Source organism: Streptococcus alactolyticus, from assembly GCF_012277075.1.
Taxonomy (GTDB): Bacteria; Bacillota; Bacilli; order Lactobacillales; family Streptococcaceae; genus Streptococcus; species Streptococcus alactolyticus.
In genome coordinates, this window is the sequence record NZ_JAAXMT010000005.1 from 459,157 (window position 1) to 476,245 (window position 17,089).

The 17,089-nt window shown below is 39.6% G+C and carries 15 protein-coding genes; 1 reads left to right on the forward strand and 14 read right to left on the reverse strand.

Going from position 1 to position 17,089, the window contains the following annotated elements; genetic code table 11:
* Positions 1-83 precede the first annotated feature (83 nt).
* From HFK82_RS04180 to HFK82_RS04225, 10 genes are all read right to left on the reverse strand, one after another.
* Entirely contained in the window at positions 84-1,292 is a 1,209-nt protein-coding gene (locus HFK82_RS04180; RefSeq protein ID WP_168261028.1) for an MFS transporter, read from the reverse strand.
* Positions 1,293-1,372: 80 nt separating this feature from the next.
* Positions 1,373-2,230, reverse strand: a complete 858-nt coding sequence (locus HFK82_RS04185) for an Rgg/GadR/MutR family transcriptional regulator (protein ID WP_168260911.1) — start codon at positions 2,228-2,230, stop codon at positions 1,373-1,375.
* Positions 2,231-2,275: 45 nt separating this feature from the next.
* Entirely contained in the window at positions 2,276-4,195 is a 1,920-nt protein-coding gene (locus HFK82_RS04190; RefSeq protein ID WP_168260912.1) for an ABC-F family ATP-binding cassette domain-containing protein, read from the reverse strand.
* An 88-nt stretch (positions 4,196-4,283) separates the two neighbouring features.
* Positions 4,284-4,997, reverse strand: a complete 714-nt coding sequence (locus tag HFK82_RS04195) for a matrixin family metalloprotease (protein WP_168260913.1) — start codon at positions 4,995-4,997, stop codon at positions 4,284-4,286.
* 153 nt (positions 4,998-5,150) lie between these two features.
* Positions 5,151-6,812, reverse strand: a complete 1,662-nt coding sequence (locus HFK82_RS04200) for a ribonuclease J (RefSeq protein ID WP_168260914.1) — start codon at positions 6,810-6,812, stop codon at positions 5,151-5,153.
* A 205-nt stretch (positions 6,813-7,017) separates the two neighbouring features.
* On the reverse strand, positions 7,018-7,776 hold the full coding sequence (locus HFK82_RS04205) for an ABC transporter ATP-binding protein (protein WP_168260915.1): 759 nt from the start codon (positions 7,774-7,776) through the stop codon (positions 7,018-7,020).
* Positions 7,773-8,642 (reverse strand): ABC transporter permease, encoded by an 870-nt coding sequence (locus tag HFK82_RS04210; protein WP_154454258.1) that lies wholly within the window; start codon positions 8,640-8,642, stop codon positions 7,773-7,775. Before HFK82_RS04210 ends, HFK82_RS04205 begins: the two co-directional genes overlap by 4 nt.
* Positions 8,643-8,656: 14 nt before the next feature.
* Positions 8,657-9,658 carry a tryptophan ABC transporter substrate-binding protein gene (gene trpX / locus HFK82_RS04215; RefSeq protein ID WP_168260916.1) on the reverse strand — a complete coding sequence of 334 codons (1,002 nt, stop codon included), beginning with the start codon at positions 9,656-9,658 and terminating at the stop codon, positions 8,657-8,659.
* A gap of 396 nt (positions 9,659-10,054) precedes the next feature.
* Positions 10,055-10,267 (reverse strand): hypothetical protein, encoded by a 213-nt coding sequence (locus HFK82_RS04220; RefSeq protein ID WP_154454260.1) that lies wholly within the window; start codon positions 10,265-10,267, stop codon positions 10,055-10,057.
* Entirely contained in the window at positions 10,254-10,535 is a 282-nt protein-coding gene (locus HFK82_RS04225) for a hypothetical protein (protein WP_154454261.1), read from the reverse strand. The genes HFK82_RS04220 and HFK82_RS04225 overlap by 14 nt, the downstream gene beginning before the upstream one ends.
* Before the next feature lie 153 nt (positions 10,536-10,688).
* Between HFK82_RS04225 and HFK82_RS04230 the strand changes: the two genes are divergently transcribed.
* On the forward strand, positions 10,689-12,341 hold the full coding sequence (locus tag HFK82_RS04230; RefSeq protein WP_168260917.1) for an Rqc2 family fibronectin-binding protein: 1,653 nt from the start codon (positions 10,689-10,691) through the stop codon (positions 12,339-12,341).
* A 52-nt stretch (positions 12,342-12,393) separates the two neighbouring features.
* Here the strand turns inward: HFK82_RS04230 and HFK82_RS04235 are convergent, their stop codons facing one another.
* The 4 genes from HFK82_RS04235 to HFK82_RS04250 form a co-directional block, all read right to left on the reverse strand.
* A complete protein-coding gene (locus tag HFK82_RS04235) occupies positions 12,394-13,800 on the reverse strand; it encodes an APC family permease (RefSeq protein WP_168260918.1) in 1,407 nt (468 codons plus the stop codon).
* A gap of 255 nt (positions 13,801-14,055) precedes the next feature.
* A complete protein-coding gene (locus tag HFK82_RS04240; RefSeq protein WP_272869843.1) occupies positions 14,056-14,709 on the reverse strand; it encodes a MurR/RpiR family transcriptional regulator in 654 nt (217 codons plus the stop codon).
* Between the two features lie 245 nt (positions 14,710-14,954).
* Positions 14,955-16,637 carry a glycoside hydrolase family 13 protein gene (locus HFK82_RS04245; RefSeq protein ID WP_168260919.1) on the reverse strand — a complete coding sequence of 561 codons (1,683 nt, stop codon included), beginning with the start codon at positions 16,635-16,637 and terminating at the stop codon, positions 14,955-14,957.
* Positions 16,638-16,660: 23 nt separating this feature from the next.
* Positions 16,661-17,083, reverse strand: coding sequence for a PTS sugar transporter subunit IIA (locus HFK82_RS04250; RefSeq protein ID WP_154454265.1), 423 nt, complete (start codon positions 17,081-17,083; stop codon positions 16,661-16,663).
* Between the last annotated feature and the right edge of the window lie 6 nt (positions 17,084-17,089).

A 17,089-nucleotide genomic window follows, 5' to 3' on the forward strand; every position in this document is an offset into this window, starting at 1 on the left:
GAACTTTGACACAAAAAATGATATGCAAACTTATCCAAAATTAGCATATTGCCAATCCCAGACAGCTGCATATCATTAAAGAGTTACCCTTCTTTTTCGTGAGATAGCTTCAATCGTTTGTTGCTATAATATAATCCTACCATGGCTAATAGAAAAACAGCTAAGCCAATAATGATAAAACTATAAGCCGAAATACTACTTCTTATCAAAGTCATCATTAAAGTTCCTAATGGCATAAATAGAATCGCTAAAGTATAAATACTTGAAATCACTCGTCCCATATACTCATTAGCGACACGACTTTGAACTTGACTAAAGAAATGAATATTAAAGATAGTTTCAAAAAGACTGTAAAACAGCACTCCAGAAAAACTCAAAAAAATAGGCAAACCTGTTAAGGGTGAAATAGCCAAAACAGTTATTCCTAGCCCGCTAAACCCTAATGCCCATAATAATGCTGATATCGTATTAGGAACTCTTTTTGACACTATTGCACCGAAAATAGAACCAACCGCCGATAAACTAAGGAGTGTCGCATAAGCACTCGACATTTTAAAAATACTAGAACTAAAAGGCAATAAATAAGTCAGCATTGCCAAGAAAAGATTTACCGTTGTAGCCATTATCAAAAGAAAAAATATCTCTTTTTGAGCAACAATATATAAAAATCCTTCCCAAATATCTTTAAGAATCTCTCTAAATATTAAATTCTGTCTGATTTCGTGTCCAACATAGTCAACATGCCTAATCATCAGCAGACAAAGAAAAGAAATCCCAAAAGTCAAACTATCCACAATTAAAGTCCAACGAATCCCAAAATAATGGTAAATAAGAAATCCTAATAGAGGTGAACTCACCTTAATGATTTGAACAGAGGTTTCTAAATACGAATTATAACTAACAAGCTTCTCTTTTTTGACAACCTCAGGAACATAAGCTCGATAAGCTGGGCTAGAAAACGCATTCGATACAGCAAGCAGCATATTTGCCAGAATCAAACCGTATAACATCAAGCGATTACTAGGAATAAATGCCAAGATTACACACAACAAAGCACAAAGCCCATCAGTCCAAAGCAAAATTTTGCGACGCCTAAACCTATCTGCAATTGCTCCACCAAATGGATTAAGGATAATATCAATCACAACTTCGACAATTTGGTAAATTCCCAACATCTTTTGTCCAAAACTGCCCATGGACGCAATCCAACTGCTATTCCCATAATCATATAAAACATCTCCAAGTTTGTTAACTGCCCTACTTGCTAAAAGTTTTAAACTGTTTTTCTCCACTTTCATCCCCCTTAAATCTTTTCCATTATTATAAATGAGATTTTTAAGGGAATAAAAAAATTCCCGAATACGAGAATTTTTCATTTTAAAACTTTTTCCATATGAGATTGATAGTGTTTCGCGTGATTGATAGCACCAGTCACTTCAAAACAAAAAATAGCATTTTTCATATCATCTATCCCGCTGAAATCACCTTTAGCATATTTTAAGAAGCCCTTTTCGTAGAGAAAAACCGTACGGTGATAGGCATTTCGCTCATTTGACAATAACTTTTCAGCTTCTTTCTCAAAAAAGCTCGCTTCCTCTAATTCCCCACGCTCTGTACAAATCTCTATCATATTAATCAAGGTGCATTCAACCAAATTTCGATTCGTTGAAATTTCAGAATAATAATCGACTCGTTTCAGAATTTCTCTAACCATGCGACTCATCAAAGGAGTTGGATAAAAGGTGTAAAAATTACCAATTAAGATTAAATCACCAATTTCCCAGTTTTCTTTTTGAAAGAGGTAATCAATCACAAAATCCAAATCCTCTTTTGACATGGTACGAGTTTCGTCGCATTGGCAAATCATGCCTCGAAAGAGAATGATATTAAGCTTTGCTTGGATATCGGTAAAATCTTTTTCAAGTTTCTTTTGTTCCTCTTGAATCATTTTCTCCAAGCCTTGAACATCCTTCTGATAATGGTAAACAGCCATTTGAGACATCAATTTCTTCTGTCTCAGTTTTTTGTAGTTATTGGCTCGATTCATGAATTCATCAAGTGAAAGTTGAATGGCTTGCAAGGCTAGAAGAAATTTATTTAGAGAAATATCAGACTCACCTCGTTCAAAACGCGATAGCTGTGAAATGGATAAATCATCGCAGGCTACCTGCTTCAAAGAAAAACCACGATTGATTCGAAATTCTTTAAAGATTGGTCCATAATCTTGCATAAATTCTCCTTTTCCCACTTCAACGTTGCACTTATTAGGTCAATTTCACCCTTCGACTTGTTCGCTGAGTTCTTCCCATTCTGACATGAGGACTTCTTGTTGCTCGCTCAAGGCATCCAATTCTTTTTGCAAATCAACGAGTTCTACGGCATCATTTGTGGCTAACATCGCTTGGTTGATTGCTTCTTCACGCGCTTCAATGTCTTCCAATTGATTTTCAATGTCAGCAATGCGGCGAGTGAGTTTGCGGAGTTCCTTTTGGTTGGCTTTTTGGGCATGGTAATCATTGGTTGGTGCTTTTTCAGACACTTCCGCAGGCTTTTCTTGCCCTTCTTCGGCTTTTAGACGGGCCAATTCTTCCAGCTCTGCCTTTTTCTCAAGGTAATAATCGTAATCACCAAGATAAAGGGTTGAGCCTTCTTCTGAGATTTCCAGCACTTTTGTTGCCACGCGGTTAATGAAATAACGGTCGTGACTGACAAAGAGAAGGGTGCCATCAAAATCAATCAAGGCGTCTTCCAAAACTTCCTTGCTATCAATATCCAAGTGGTTGGTTGGCTCATCTAGGATAAGGAAATTGTCATTCTGCATTGACAATTTCGCAAGAAGCAAGCGAGCACGTTCACCACCTGATAGCATAGCAACTGATTTTTTGACGTCATCTCCTGAGAAAAGAAAAGCTCCCAGACGGTTACGAATGTCCACTTCTGGCGTGGTTGAAAAATCATTCCACAATTCGTCCAGCACGGTGTTGGTCCGCGTGAGATTAGACTGCGTTTGGTCATAGTAACCCACTTCGACATTGGCACCGTAAGTAGCAGTTCCCTTGATAAATGGCACTTGCCCCACGATAGACTTAATCAAGGTTGATTTACCAATACCATTTGGTCCGACGATGGCAATGGCATCGCATTTTTTAACGTCAATGTTAATCGGCTCAGACAAGATATGATTGTCGTAACCAATTGCCGTATCTGTGACGGTCAAGACCACATTTCCTGAAACCTTGTCCGCGTGGAAGGTCATATGGGCTGATTTTTGCCCAGCGCTTGGTTTATCCAAACGTTCCATTTTCTCTAATTGTTTGCGGCGGGCTTGGGCACGTTTTGTCGTTGAGGCTCGAACGATATTGCGTTGCACGAAACCTTCCAATTTGGCAATTTCTTTGGCTTGTTTTTCGTAATTTTTGGCTTCAAGGGCTAATTTTTCCGCCTTCAAGTCCATGAAAGTCGAATAATTACCCACATAACGGTCAAGCGAATGCGGATTCAAGTCCAGCGTAATCGTTGCTACCTTATCCAAGAAATAACGGTCGTGGCTGACGATGATCAAGGCGCCTTGGTAATTGACCAAATAATTTTCCAGCCAAGCAATGGTTTCGATATCCAAGTGGTTGGTCGGCTCGTCCAAGACCAAAAGTTCTGGTTTTTCCAGCAACATTTTGGCAAGGGCTAGGCGGGTATTTTGCCCTCCTGACAATTCCGAAATCTTCATTTGCCACATGGATTCATCAAATTTAAAACCGTTTAAAATAGCCTTGATATCCGCTTCGTAGGTAAAGCCGCCCTTCACGCGAAATTCTTCTGATAAGCGGTCATAATCTGACATTAACTGGTCAAAGGCATCGCCTGTCACCTCTGCCATCTGTATTTCCATGCGACGCAGACGGTTTTCCATGCTCCGCACGTCATCAAAAACATGCAGCATTTCATCAAAAATCGTATTTTCCGATTCAAAACGGCTATCTTGTGCCAAATACGACAGGCTTAAATCCCGTTTTTGGTTAATCTCACCAGAAGTCGGTGCTTCTTCGCCAACCAAAATTTTCAGCAAAGTCGATTTTCCCGCACCGTTTCGCCCAATCAGCGCAATGCGGTCTTTTTCATCTACTTGAATATTGATATTATCAAATAACACATCGCCCGAAAATGAGCGTTCCAATTTATTACCTTGTAAAATAATCATAGGTCTATTTTACCAAATCACGAGTCGTTAAACTAGAAGAATGTCAAAAAATCTGCCAAAATCAGCAGATTTTCCAAACAAACCATTTTTAAGAAGCATAAAGTTTCTTGACATTTTCAATATCAACAGGCTGAATGCCATAATAAGAGCCTGATGATTGCATGACAGACTGTTGGCTATCATCGTGGTCCAAGCCAATCGCGTGCCCCAATTCATGCTCCGCCGTGTAAACAATTCGATAATAACTGTAACCGTAGTTGTTCTCCGTCAAATAATAGGTGTTCAACTTGACCTTGACATACTTGATTTCATTGGTGAGAGCATCGGTTTCAGCCTCGGCCACTCCTGCGGCTTTTGATTGGGCATCTGAGTACTCGGTCAAAACAATCCCTGCCAAACTCTTGTCAGGAACGATGTTGAAGGTAAAAGCCCCTGTATCATTCCAAGCCCTGATGGCTTCTTCATAAGCATAAACCAAGGTCGTGTTGTCCGTATCAATATAAACCGTCGCACTGGCATTTTCCCAACGCTCGCCCGCATGATGGCTGTCCTGGTCAATAGTGAGGTTTTTCAAACACCCAACCAAATCGTCATCTTGTGTGGACACATAAGTCACCACACGGTCTTTGACATCTAAAATAGCATTGGCAAGAGCTGATTGGCTATGATTAGCGTAATAAAGCAAACCAAAAATTAGAAGTCCCAGCACCACCACCGTCTCGACCAAACCCCAAAAAAGATTCCAAATCAGCCGAAACACAAGTCTGAGAATAAAGAAAATCATGTTTACAAAAGACCGCATCCACCTTCTCCTTTTTATGTATTTTTGAAAACGCTTAATTCATCATTATTACCTCAAGTATACCAAGCTTTGGCTTAAAAAACGAGAAAAAGCACCCAAAAATAAGGAAAACCTTATTCTTGAAATGCTCATTCTGCTCCTTTTCAAAACGGATTAACGCACTTCCATGACAACTGGTAAAACAGCTGGACGGCGTTTGGTTTGGTCAAACAAGAACTTAGCCACGTCATCACGGACAGCTCCTTTTAATTCGCCCCAGTCAAAACTGTCTTGTGCCAAGTAATTTTCAACTGTTTGGTTGACCAATTCTGCTGCCTCTCGCAAGATATCACGGCTTTTCTTCACATAAACAAAGCCACGCGTATGAATTTTAGCTTTTGATACGATTTTCTTTTCACGTTTGTTGACTGTCAAAGCCACGATGAAAATACCGTCTTCTGACAAGACTTTACGGTCACGAAGGACGATATTGCCGACATCACCAATCGCATTTCCATCAATCATCACATCACCAGCAGGAACACTGCCTTCGTGGTGGAAACCATCTTTTTCAAGTACCATAACGTCCCCACGTTTGACAATATAAATGTCCTCAGGATACATCCCAACTTCTTGTGCCAAGTCTGCGTGGGCAGAAAGGTTGCGGTATTCCCCTTGGATAGGGAAGAGGTATTTAGGTTGCAACAAGTTAATCATCAATTGCAAGTCACGGGCATTGGCATGACCAGATACGCACAAATCTTGTGTGATGAGTTTAACCGTTCCACCCGCTTTGTAGATAAGGTTCTCAACGCGAGCCACAACAGCTTCTTTTGAAGTGCTTGGAGTGGTTACGATATACACCAAATCACCGTCTTTGATTTGAACATAGCGGTGACGTCCCAAAGCCATTTTTTGCAAACCATTGATTGGCTCACCCATACGTCCAGCTTCCAAGATAATCAATTCATGGTCTTCGAATTTATGCATATCTTTTGGCTTAACAATGAGTTTTTCATCTGCCACGCCCAAGCGTTTCATGCGAATAGCGGTACGGATGATATTTTCCGCATCAAAACCAGTCAAGACCACACGGCGACGGTGTTCAGCGGCAGAATCAAAAACTTGTTGGATACGAGAAAGGTTTGACGCCACAGCCGCAATGATAACACGCCCTTCGGCATTGGCAATCACGTCATCAATTTCTGCCCCAACTTCTGATTCACTAGCCGTTAAAACATGACTTGTCGCATTGGCAGAATCTGACAACAAAGCCAAAACGCCGTCACGACCAATTTCAGTCAAGCGTGCTAAGTCTGTACGATAGTATTTACGGGAAGCTTGGTCAAATTTAAAATCACCAGTATAGACAATTTGACCTTCATCTGTACCAACCACAATCCCTAAACTTTCTGGAATAGAATGGGTCGTTTTGAAGAAGGAAATGGTCGCATCCGCAAACTCAATCTCTGTTTCTGCATCAATGACATGAAACTGATTGAATTTCTTCACATTGTTGTTTTTCTTCACAAAAAGCTTAGCAAGCTCAATCGTAAGTGGTGACCCAAAGACAGGTACCTTCATTTCTGACAAAATGTAAGGCAAAGCCCCAATTGCATCTGCGTGACCATGTGTCAAGAAAATCCCTTGAACACGTTTTTTATTTTCAATCAAATAATCTAGATTTGGAATGACCTCATCAACACCCAATTGCTCATTTTCAGGATATTTCAAACCAGCATCTAAAATAAAAATAGAATCGTTCACTTCAACCACATACAGGTTTTTACCGTTTTCACGGACTCCACCTAGGGCAATTAGTTTAATATCGCTCATGACGATGTTTTCTCCTTCATTGATTTTTTAATACAAGCAACGCCAGTTGCTTCATGATAATACAAACGGTCCTTGCACCAAACGGTTAACAAGTCGAATTACAGCTCTTTCATTATAGCATATTTTCAGAAGATTTTCTTCTTTTACACTTGGAAAGATTGCTTTAAACAGCAAAAAAAGATACCCTAAGGCATCTTTCACACATTTAATCAAACAGCTGGTAGTAATCCGCAATCGTCATGTCTTTCTTTTCCTCTTGATTGAGGTCTTTGACGATTTTACCATCTTTCATGACAATCAAGCGATTACCATAATGCAAGGCATCCTCCATGTGATGGGTAATCATCAAGGCTGTTAGTTGGTCCTTTTGGACAAACGTATTGGTCAAATGCATCAGAGAAACGCTGGTTTTGGGGTCAAGGGCTGCGGTGTGTTCATCCAGCAGCAACAATTCAGGGCGTTTGAGCGTTGTCATCAATAAACTCAAGGCCTGACGTTGTCCCCCAGATAAAAGACCTGTCGGCGTTTCCAAATGCTTTTCCAAACCATTGCCAGTCTTAGCCACCAAGGCCTGAAATTCTTCTGTAAAAGCGTGAATGTTGCGAGGGATCAAACCACGTTTTTCGCCACGGTATTTAGCAATAAGGAGGTTTTCTGCCACGGTCATTCGAGGAGCCGTTCCCATCTTAGGGTCTTGAAAAACACGCGCCAAATCACTCGCTCGTTTCTCAGCAGGCAAATGGGTCACGTCCTTACCCAAGATGAAAATGCTGCCGCTAGTCAACATCAAAGTCCCCGCAATCACGTTGAAAAGGGTTGATTTTCCAGCACCATTGCCACCCAAAATTGTCAAAAAATCATGTTCATAAATCGTCAAATTCACATGGTCAAGGATGGTTTTGACATTATCCAAACCGTTATTAACCTGAACGGTCGCTTCTTTTAATTCTACAACTTTTTTCATCGCGATAAGGTCACTCCTTTGAAAAATTTATCTTTGAGAACAGGTACCATAAGACAAATAGCCAAAATAATGGCACTAAACAATTTGAGGTAGTTGGTATTGAAACCAAGTGCAATCACGCCAGCAATCAAGAATTGGTACAAGATAGCTCCCACAACCGTTGCCACAAGACGTTCTAATAAGGTCAGATTGGTCGAATAAAGCACCTCACCAATGATAATGCTAGCCAAACCGATAACAATGACACCAATCCCTTTTGACACATCAGCATAGCCATCTTGCTGACTAATCAGAGCACCTGACAAGGCAATCAGCCCATTTGAAACCACCAAGCCCATGACTTCCATACGGTCGGTATTGATGCCAAAACTCTTAGCCATATCACGATTATCACCCGTAGCAATATAAGCCTGCCCAAGTTTTGTATATAGGAAGAAAATCAGCCCCGCAATCACGAGAATAACGGCTAACAACCCAATCACCAAAAGGTTAGTTGTTGCTGAAAAAGGTAGCAAGTCTTGAATGGTCTTAATATCCAGCAAACCAAGATTAGCACGCCCCATAATCATCAGCATGATAGAATTACATGAGGTCATTACCAAAATCCCTGCCAAAATGGTTGGAATTTTACCTTTGGTGTAGAGTAAGCCAGTCACAAGACCTGCCACACAGCCTGCCAACATTCCCGCAAAAGTCGCTAGAATAGGATGAATGCCTTGATTCATCAAGGTAACCGCCACTGCACCACCCAAGGGGAAAGAACCCTCAGTCGTCATATCTGGGAATTTCAAAATACGAAACGTGAGGTAAATACCGAGTCCAAGAATTCCCCACAAAAGCCCCTGTGAAACCGATGAAATAATCATGTGCCTCTCCTTTTCTAATTCTTATCTGCCTCAACGGCTACGGTTGCATGAGACAAAACGTCTTCTGGAATAGTAATGCCAAGCTCCTTAGCCGCTTTTAAATTCAAGGTTGGTGTTCCTGTATTGACCACCTTAACAGGAACTTCTGATACTTTTTTACCTGCCAATAATTTCACGGCAATCTTAGCCGTTTCGACACCCAAATCGTATTGGCTCTGTGCCACAGAAGCAATGCTTCCTTGCTCAACCATGGTATCCACGCATGAGTAAATTGGGATTTTAGCTGCGTTGGCTGCACTCACAACGCTCGTGAAAGCTGAAGCAATGGTGTTGTCCTGAGGAACAAAGATAGCATCGACTTTGCCAGTCATCACAGACATGGTTGTTGTGATTTCATTAGTTGACGGCACAGCGTATTCCACAACATTGATGCCAGCAGATTTGGCATATTCTTTAAATTGAGCCACTTGTGACACTGAGTTGTCCTCGCTGCTAGCATACAAAACACCAATCGTTTTCGCATTTGGCGTGATGCTTTGGATGAGTTCTACCGTTTGTTTGAGCGGTACTTGGTTGGAAACCCCTGTTACATTGCTATTTGGTTTCCCAAGATTTTTAACCAATTTTGCTCCAACTGGGTCTGAAATAGCCCCCATCACAACTGGGATATCACTCGTAGCCGAAGCCAAACCTTGTGCCGCTGGCGTTGCAATCCCAATCAAAACATCGCTTTTAGCATTGACCAATTGCTTACTCATGGTCTGAATCTTACTTTGATCTCCTTCAGCATTTAAAACCGTGATATCCGCATTTGACTTATCATAACCCGCATCAGCCAAACCATCTTCAATCCCTCGCTCAATCTCATCCAAAGCCTCGTGGGTCACGTATTGCAAAATACCGATTTTAATCTTTTCATTGCGATGCGAATCACTCTTGGTTTGGTCATAAAGCATTGACCCCACCACTAATACCACTAAAACAATTAACGTTCCAATAAGTCCTTTATTTTTCATACGTGTCTCCCTTTATCTCACCTATTGAAGACTGACTTTGCCAGTCAAACCATTCTCATCATTGCCATATCATCGAGCCTGCTAAAAAGAAAAGCGTGTAGTAAATGCCTACTACACGCCTTATCCAACTTTGTCATTAAGACTAGCGCATAGATACTTTTTAGAAGTACTCTAAAAGTCGTATCTATGCCACAACATAAACACAACTCTACCTACGCCAACCTTGCCAACTTGTAAGAGCTTGTGTCATGTTCATCCTAATATCCTCCTGAAATAGTGTTTTTTTATAATTATATACTAAATTCTGAAAATTTCAAGAGATTTGATTAATTTTTTGGGGCTATAATTGTATCTCTTGTTTTCTCGATTTCTCTAGGTGCTGGAGACATACAAATGTTAATATTGTGGGTTACTTCTCAATTTGTAAATCATTTCTGAAATAAAAATACCTGCTTCATTTTCGTAACCGATAAAATCGTTGACGTCTTCTAGTTGTTCGTCAAAGATATCGATTTCATTTTTGGAATAATCTTTATCGTATTCCCAATTTGGCAAGTGACTACTGATTTTTTTGAATTCATCACTTGAATAAATGCTATTTAGTTTCATTTTTATAAACTCCATGTCGTTTTCTGATGTTTCTTCGTGTTGGATTGGTTGATACAACATTACCAGTATCTGGATTGACAACGACGGTAGAGACTGCACCACGATATTGTTTCGATGGTAAACCGTCCTTATCGTACTTAGTATTTGTTACTTCCAGCGGATTAATTAAAGCATCTGTCAATGTCTGAATTGTACCACCACGTTCAATAGCTCTTTCAGTTGTATGTTTTGATATTCCTGTAATTTCTACATTGTCAACTGCTTTCACGCCAATTATACCATTTTCTAACTCTCTACGATTAACTAAAATAGCTTTTTTTATGGTATAATATAGGGATTGAACACATGAGATTAGAAAGGAGGCGTCGTAAGGTTATGGGGCTTTGATGCTGCTACTGACAGCCTTACGGCAACTTTTATCATGTCATTTGATGGTTTTTTTCTACACCATTTAACCAAGGAACTCCAAGGCGAGCTGATTCATGGGCGGGTGCAAAAGGTCAATCAGCCTTTTGAGCGTGAACTTGTCTTGACCATTCGGAACAATCGTCAAAATTACAAGCTTCTTCTATCTGCTCACCCTGTTTTTGGGCGGGTGCAAATTACAAAAGCAGATTTTCAAAACCCGCAAACGCCTAATACTTTCACGATGATTATGCGGAAATACCTGCAAGGTGCGGTGATTGAGGATATTCGTCAAATCGAAAATGACCGTATTTTGGAGATTGCCTTTTCTAATAAAAATGAAATTGGCGACAACATCAAGGTCACTTTGGTGGTCGAAATCATGGGAAAACACAGCAATATCATTTTGATTGACAAGGCTGAGCACAAAATCATCGAATCTATCAAACACATCGGTTTCTCTCAAAATAGCTACCGTACGATTTTACCAGGTTCAACTTATGTTGCCCCTCCTCAAACCAATGCCAAAAATCCTTTTACCGTGCCAGACCAGACCTTATTTGAAATACTGCAAACGGAAGATTTGGCACCACGTCACCTGCAAAAACTCTTCCAAGGTTTAGGACGTGATACGGCTGAAAACCTCTCTCACCAACTCAGCACAGACAAATTAAAACAATTCCACGCTTTCTTTAATCGTCCTGCCCAACCCAATCTGACTGAAAAATCGTTTGCGCCAGTGCTATTTGAAGATAGCAAGGAAACGTTTGACAACTTGTCAGAATTACTGGATATATTCTACCAAGATAAGGCTGAGCGTGATCGTGTAACTCAGCAATCCAGCGATTTGATTCATCGGGTGCAAACGGAATTGGACAAAAACATCAAAAAACTGGGCAAGCAAGAAAAGGAATTACAGGCGACTGAAAACGCGGAAGAATTTCGCCAAAAAGGGGAACTTTTAACCACTTACCTCACGCTTGTGCCCAATAACAAAGATTCTGTGGAGTTGGACAACTACTACACCAACGACAAAATCCGTATTGCACTGGATAAGAGCTTAACACCAAGCCAAAATGCTCAACGCTATTTCAAAAAATACCAAAAATTAAAGGAAGCTGTTAAGCATTTGACGGGGCTTATCCAAGAAACAAAAGACACCATCACTTACCTAGAAAGTGTGGAAACAGCCCTCAATCATGCGTCGCTTTCAGACATCGAGGACATTCGTGACGAATTGGTGGAAACTGGTTTTGTCAAACGTCGCACGCGCGACAAACGTCACAAACGCAAAAAACCAGAACAATACCTTGCTTCAGACGGCAAGACCATTATTCTGGTTGGGCGCAATAATCTTCAAAACGATGAATTGACTTTTAAATTGGCCAAAAAAGGGGAACTTTGGTTCCACGCCAAAGATATTCCTGGTAGTCACGTGCTCATCAAAGACAACCTCAATCCTAGCGATGAAGTCAAAACAGATGCAGCTGAATTAGCGGCTTATTATTCTAAGGCAAGGCTATCTAACCTCGTTCAGGTGGATATGATTGAAGCTAAGAAACTCAACAAGCCAACTGGTGGTAAGCCAGGTTTTGTGACTTACACAGGTCAAAAGACCCTACGCGTCACACCAACAGAAGAAAAAATCAATAGCATGCGTTTGCCATAAACATAAAATATCCCTCCTAGGTGACCTAGGAGGGATATTTTATCTGAGATTGTTAATCATCTACTTGACCGTTGCCAATTTTAGAATGGCGGTAGCCATAGACAAAGTAAATAATTGTACCAAGAACAAATGAAATGAAAAATCCAATCCATGCTTCTGTGCCACATTGAGTCATCAATGACAAACAGATGATAATAGATAGAATTGGTAGAACAGGTACAAATGGTGTTCTAAATTCACCTTCTTTTGGCTCTCCGTGTACGCGGCGCAATTGAATCACACCTAAAGCCAACAAAATCAAGTAAGCTAAAGTAACGATATTAACCAATAAAGCGAGAAGTTCTAGCGGTAAAATACCTGCAAAAATCATGGTAACAATACCCACGAAAATAGTCGCATTATTTGGCACCTTGCTTGTAGCTGATACTTTTTGGAATTGCACTAGCAACAAACCATCACAACTAATGTTGTAAATAATACGTGACAAGGCATACATCATTGAAATGCAGACAGTTACCAAGGTCAAAATAACTACAACTGACACGAAATTCCCTGCCAGTGGGAAACCGATGCTACGAAGCACAAACGGTACTACGTCAGTAATATTGAGTTTGGTGTAGTTCACCGTTCCTGTCAAGACTAAAGTAAATAGAACATAAAGCAAAGTTACCAAACCGATTGAAATGAAAATCCCTTGAGGAACTTTCTTTTGTGGGTCTTTGGTTTCATCAGCCGCCATACAGATGGACTCAAAACCAAGAAAAGCAAAGAACATGAGTGTCGCTCCTGCCATAATACCCGTTTTACCGCCATAAAGTTGACCAAAACCATACGGGGCAAAATTGCTCCAGTTATCCACATTGATGGCTGTCAAGCCCAAAGCGATGAACAAAATCAGCACCGCTATTTTACAAACAACCAAAACAGAATTAAAACGAAGCGCTGTCTTAGACCCTCTAAGTACCAAAATGGTCACAAAAAGCAGCAACAAGACAGGAACAATATCAATGTAAGTACCATTTGCAGGGTTAAATGGGCCACTCAAAGCCTTTGGCAACGAGATACCAAAGGTTTGCAGGAAGGCTTTGAAATATTCTCCCCAACCAGATGCTGCCGTTGAAATAGCACCGAGGAATTCAATAATCATAAACCATCCAGCAATCCAAGCAGGATATTCACCAAAAACTGTATAAATATAGCGATAGACGCCACCTGAATGAGGAAGTCGAGATGAAAATTCAGCAAAGAACAATGCTGACATTGTCACACAAATAGCGGCAATAATAATAGAAATGGTGATAGCAGGACCAGCATACTCTGCTGCACTCGTTCCTGTTATCGTGAAAATTCCAGTCCCCACAATTGACCCAACACCTAGAAAAATCAATTCTGATAATCCAAGGTGGCGCTGTAGATGCGATTTCTTTTGAGTCATGGGAGCTTTTCGAAAGATATCCATACACTCTCCTATGTAAAAAATAAACTCGTTGGTCTTTTTCCTTTGCAAACTATGTCCGTTGGGATGCTTGCTCTTTTTACCAACGATACCCAATCTTATTCTAATATAGCCTTACCAAGTGATAGCCCTTACCATCACAGACAAAGTGAACTACACAACGAACTCTATTTTAGTATAAATATACGCAAAAATCAACACCATATTGGGGAGAGCGAGAAAAAGTCTGCAAAAATCGTTATTAAAATCTGATTAACATCACTCATTGAGGTGTTGCAATCGGTATAGGTTGTACATCCGAGCCATTAAAATCAAAACAACATAGAGCCCAGACATGGATTTGCTATCTTCAAAATCAACTTCTAAATCACTCACTTCATAATACAATTGATAGGTCGAATGCTGTCTTAAAAAGCTATCCCCAAATGCCGTAACACTCAAGACGGGTATCTGTTTTAAAACTAACTTCTTCAAGGTTTCTTGGATAGACAAGGTATTACCACTTAGTGAAATAATAATAACAAAGTCATTTTCAGTCAGATTATCGGAAATGGCAGAAAAATTGGTTTCCCCAGAGAGTAAAAAATTGGGTCTTTTGTACAAGAACAGTTCATTTGAAAATTCTCTCGCAAAATTACTCTGAGTGAACCCTGTTGCGTAAATAATAACATTACACGCCTTATGAAGCATAGAAAACATTTTATCAAGGTCAATATTTTCCATTAACTTGATAGTATTATGAATATCGCCTAATAGTCTATCAATCACATCTTGGTCCGATGGGATAACTTGTGCGGCAAGGGAAGACTGAATAAAATACTTCATTTCCGAATAACCACTGAACCTTAGTTTTTTGGCAAATCTTAAAACCGTACTTTTAGACATTAGAACTTTTTGCCCTAATTCTATCAACGTTAATTCTGCAATATCCTCTTAATGAGCTATGATATACCTTGCTAAATCCTTTTCAGACTCCGACAAGTGATCGAAATGCAACCCAACTAACTGTTCAAAATTCAAGACTAACCCTCCACAAACTGATGCTTTCATGCTTAATCATAACGACTGATATAACAATATTGTATACTATTTGCTAAAAATTTTCGATACCAAAAAAGACAATGCTCATCGCATTATCCCTTTAGGTATTTATTTCATTAATCAAATAAATAGACAAAAGCTTCATAAGGTTGGAGTTCTTGTTTAACATTTAATGACGATGGCTCTTTGGGGTAATTATGGATTAAACAACGCCCTGAGCGTTCCAGCAACTCTTTTGGAAGATCAACATAAGTCGGCTTATCAGCAAAAGAACACACAACAAGAAGCGTCTGATTTTCGTATGTTCTCAAATAAGAATACACATTACTATCGCTTTCATTAATCAGTTCATAATCTCCGTGAACGATAATTGGTAATTGATGTCGCAAAGCAATTAGTTGTTTATAGTAATAGAAAACAGATCCTTCATCTTCTAAAGCTGACTCAGCATTAATAAATTGATTATCGCTAGAATAAGCAATCCAAGGTTTTGATGGTGAAAAACCATAGCCATCGTTGGCATCCCCATTCCAAGGGAAAGGGGTTCGAGCATTGTCTCTTGATTTGAGATACATCGACTCTTTAATATAACTTTCAGGCTCTCCTTTTTCTTTCATTAATTGCAAGAAATATTGCGTCTCAATATCTTGATAGTCTTCCACTTTTTCAAAAGGAACATTTTTCATACCTAACTCTTCTCCCTGAACAATGTAAGGAGTCCCTTTCATCATATGTAATAAAGTAGCCAGCATTTTTGCAGATTCAACACGATATACACCGTCGTCACCAAAACGCGTTACAGCTCTAGGTTGGTCATGGTTACTCCAATATAAGCTATTCCAGCCTTCAGCTAACTTATCTTGCCACTCTGATAATACTCTCTTTAATTCACTTAATTTAAAACGAACATCAGAGAATTTGCCATAACGACCGTAGTCTAGATGCATATGGTCAAAATGGAACACCATATTTAACTCTTCATTTTCAGGTTTGGTGTAATGAAGGGCTTGATCAGCATTGGTATTAGGCGCTTCACCTACGGTCATCACATCATAACGTTTTAATACTTTTTCATTCAATTCGTGCAAATACTCATGAACTCTAGGACCATTTGAAGCACCGATATAATAAGATTTAGTATAAGGGAGAGATTCTGGGGCATCTGGATAGTTTAGATCTTTACTGATTAACGTAATCACATCCATCCTAAACCCATCGATTCCAAATTGGAACCACCAATCTATCATCTGAAAAATCTCTTCACGCAATTTTGGATTATCCCAATTTAAATCGGGTTGTTCCTTGGCAAAACAATGTAAGTAATACTGGTTTCTTTCTGGAACATATTCCCAAGCTGAACCTCCAAAAGTGGATCCCCAATTGGTCGGCTCACTGCCATCTGGCTTTGGATCTTTCCAAATATAATAGTCTGAATACGGATTGTCTTGGCTTTTTTTAGACTCTTCAAACCAGCGGTGCTTATCACTAGTGTGATTAACCACTAAATCCAATATGACCTTTATACCTATTTTGTGGGCTTCTTCCAATAACGTTTTTAAATCATCTAATTGCCCATATTTAGGATCAATCTTATAATAATCGCTAATGTCATACCCGTTATCTACTCCTGGTGACTCATAAATTGGATTTAACCAGATGACATCAATACCAAGGGTCGCTAAGTAAGGAAGTTTTTCGATTATTCCTTTTAAATCACCAATACCATCTGCATTGCTATCTTTAAAACTTTGCGGGTACACTTGATAGACCACGCTATGTTTCCACCAATCTTTCTCCATGACGCTCTTCCTTTATATCCTACTTACAATTCATCTTCATCTAAATCATCAACTGATTCTTTTAAAAACTGATTCACATAGATAATCTGATTTTTAGCCTCTTCAATACTCTGTGTAATCAATTCTTCAGATAGTGGTTGATTTTCCAATTGTAACAACAAAGTCATGATAATAGGTAAATTCATCCCTGCAATGACGTGAACATTGGGTTTTAATTGTCTAACAAATTCTTGATTGACAGAACCGCCTAATAAATCTGTGAAAACCACAACATCTTCTGTATCTTGGCAACGGCCTAAAGCTGCTTCAACAGCCGAATCAATCGGCTCATTGTCAAGATAAGCACTGATGGTTTCAATATCTGTCAAAGAAGGTACGAGATACTTTAACGTATCTCCCATACCATCTGCTAACTTATGATGACTTGCAATAATAACTTTAACCATATATAA

Excerpts from the sequence above, each read along its gene's own strand:
- HFK82_RS04185 (WP_168260911.1), bottom strand. The coding sequence starts at position 2,230 with ATGCAAGATTATGGACCAATCTTTAAAGAATTTCGAATCAATCGTGGT.
- HFK82_RS04190 (WP_168260912.1), bottom strand. The coding sequence starts at position 4,195 with ATGATTATTTTACAAGGTAATAAATTGGAACGCTCATTTTCGGGCGAT.
- HFK82_RS04195 (WP_168260913.1), bottom strand. The coding sequence starts at position 4,997 with ATGCGGTCTTTTGTAAACATGATTTTCTTTATTCTCAGACTTGTGTTT.
- HFK82_RS04200 (WP_168260914.1), bottom strand. The coding sequence starts at position 6,812 with ATGAGCGATATTAAACTAATTGCCCTAGGTGGAGTCCGTGAAAACGGT.
- HFK82_RS04205 (WP_168260915.1), bottom strand. The coding sequence starts at position 7,776 with ATGAAAAAAGTTGTAGAATTAAAAGAAGCGACCGTTCAGGTTAATAAC.
- HFK82_RS04210 (WP_154454258.1), bottom strand. The coding sequence starts at position 8,642 with ATGATTATTTCATCGGTTTCACAGGGGCTTTTGTGGGGAATTCTTGGA.
- trpX (WP_168260916.1), bottom strand. The coding sequence starts at position 9,658 with ATGAAAAATAAAGGACTTATTGGAACGTTAATTGTTTTAGTGGTATTA.
- HFK82_RS04220 (WP_154454260.1), bottom strand. The coding sequence starts at position 10,267 with ATGAAACTAAATAGCATTTATTCAAGTGATGAATTCAAAAAAATCAGT.
- HFK82_RS04230 (WP_168260917.1), top strand. The coding sequence starts at position 10,689 with ATGTCATTTGATGGTTTTTTTCTACACCATTTAACCAAGGAACTCCAA.
- HFK82_RS04235 (WP_168260918.1), bottom strand. The coding sequence starts at position 13,800 with ATGGATATCTTTCGAAAAGCTCCCATGACTCAAAAGAAATCGCATCTA.
- HFK82_RS04245 (WP_168260919.1), bottom strand. The coding sequence starts at position 16,637 with ATGGAGAAAGATTGGTGGAAACATAGCGTGGTCTATCAAGTGTACCCG.
- HFK82_RS04250 (WP_154454265.1), bottom strand. The coding sequence starts at position 17,083 with ATGGTTAAAGTTATTATTGCAAGTCATCATAAGTTAGCAGATGGTATG.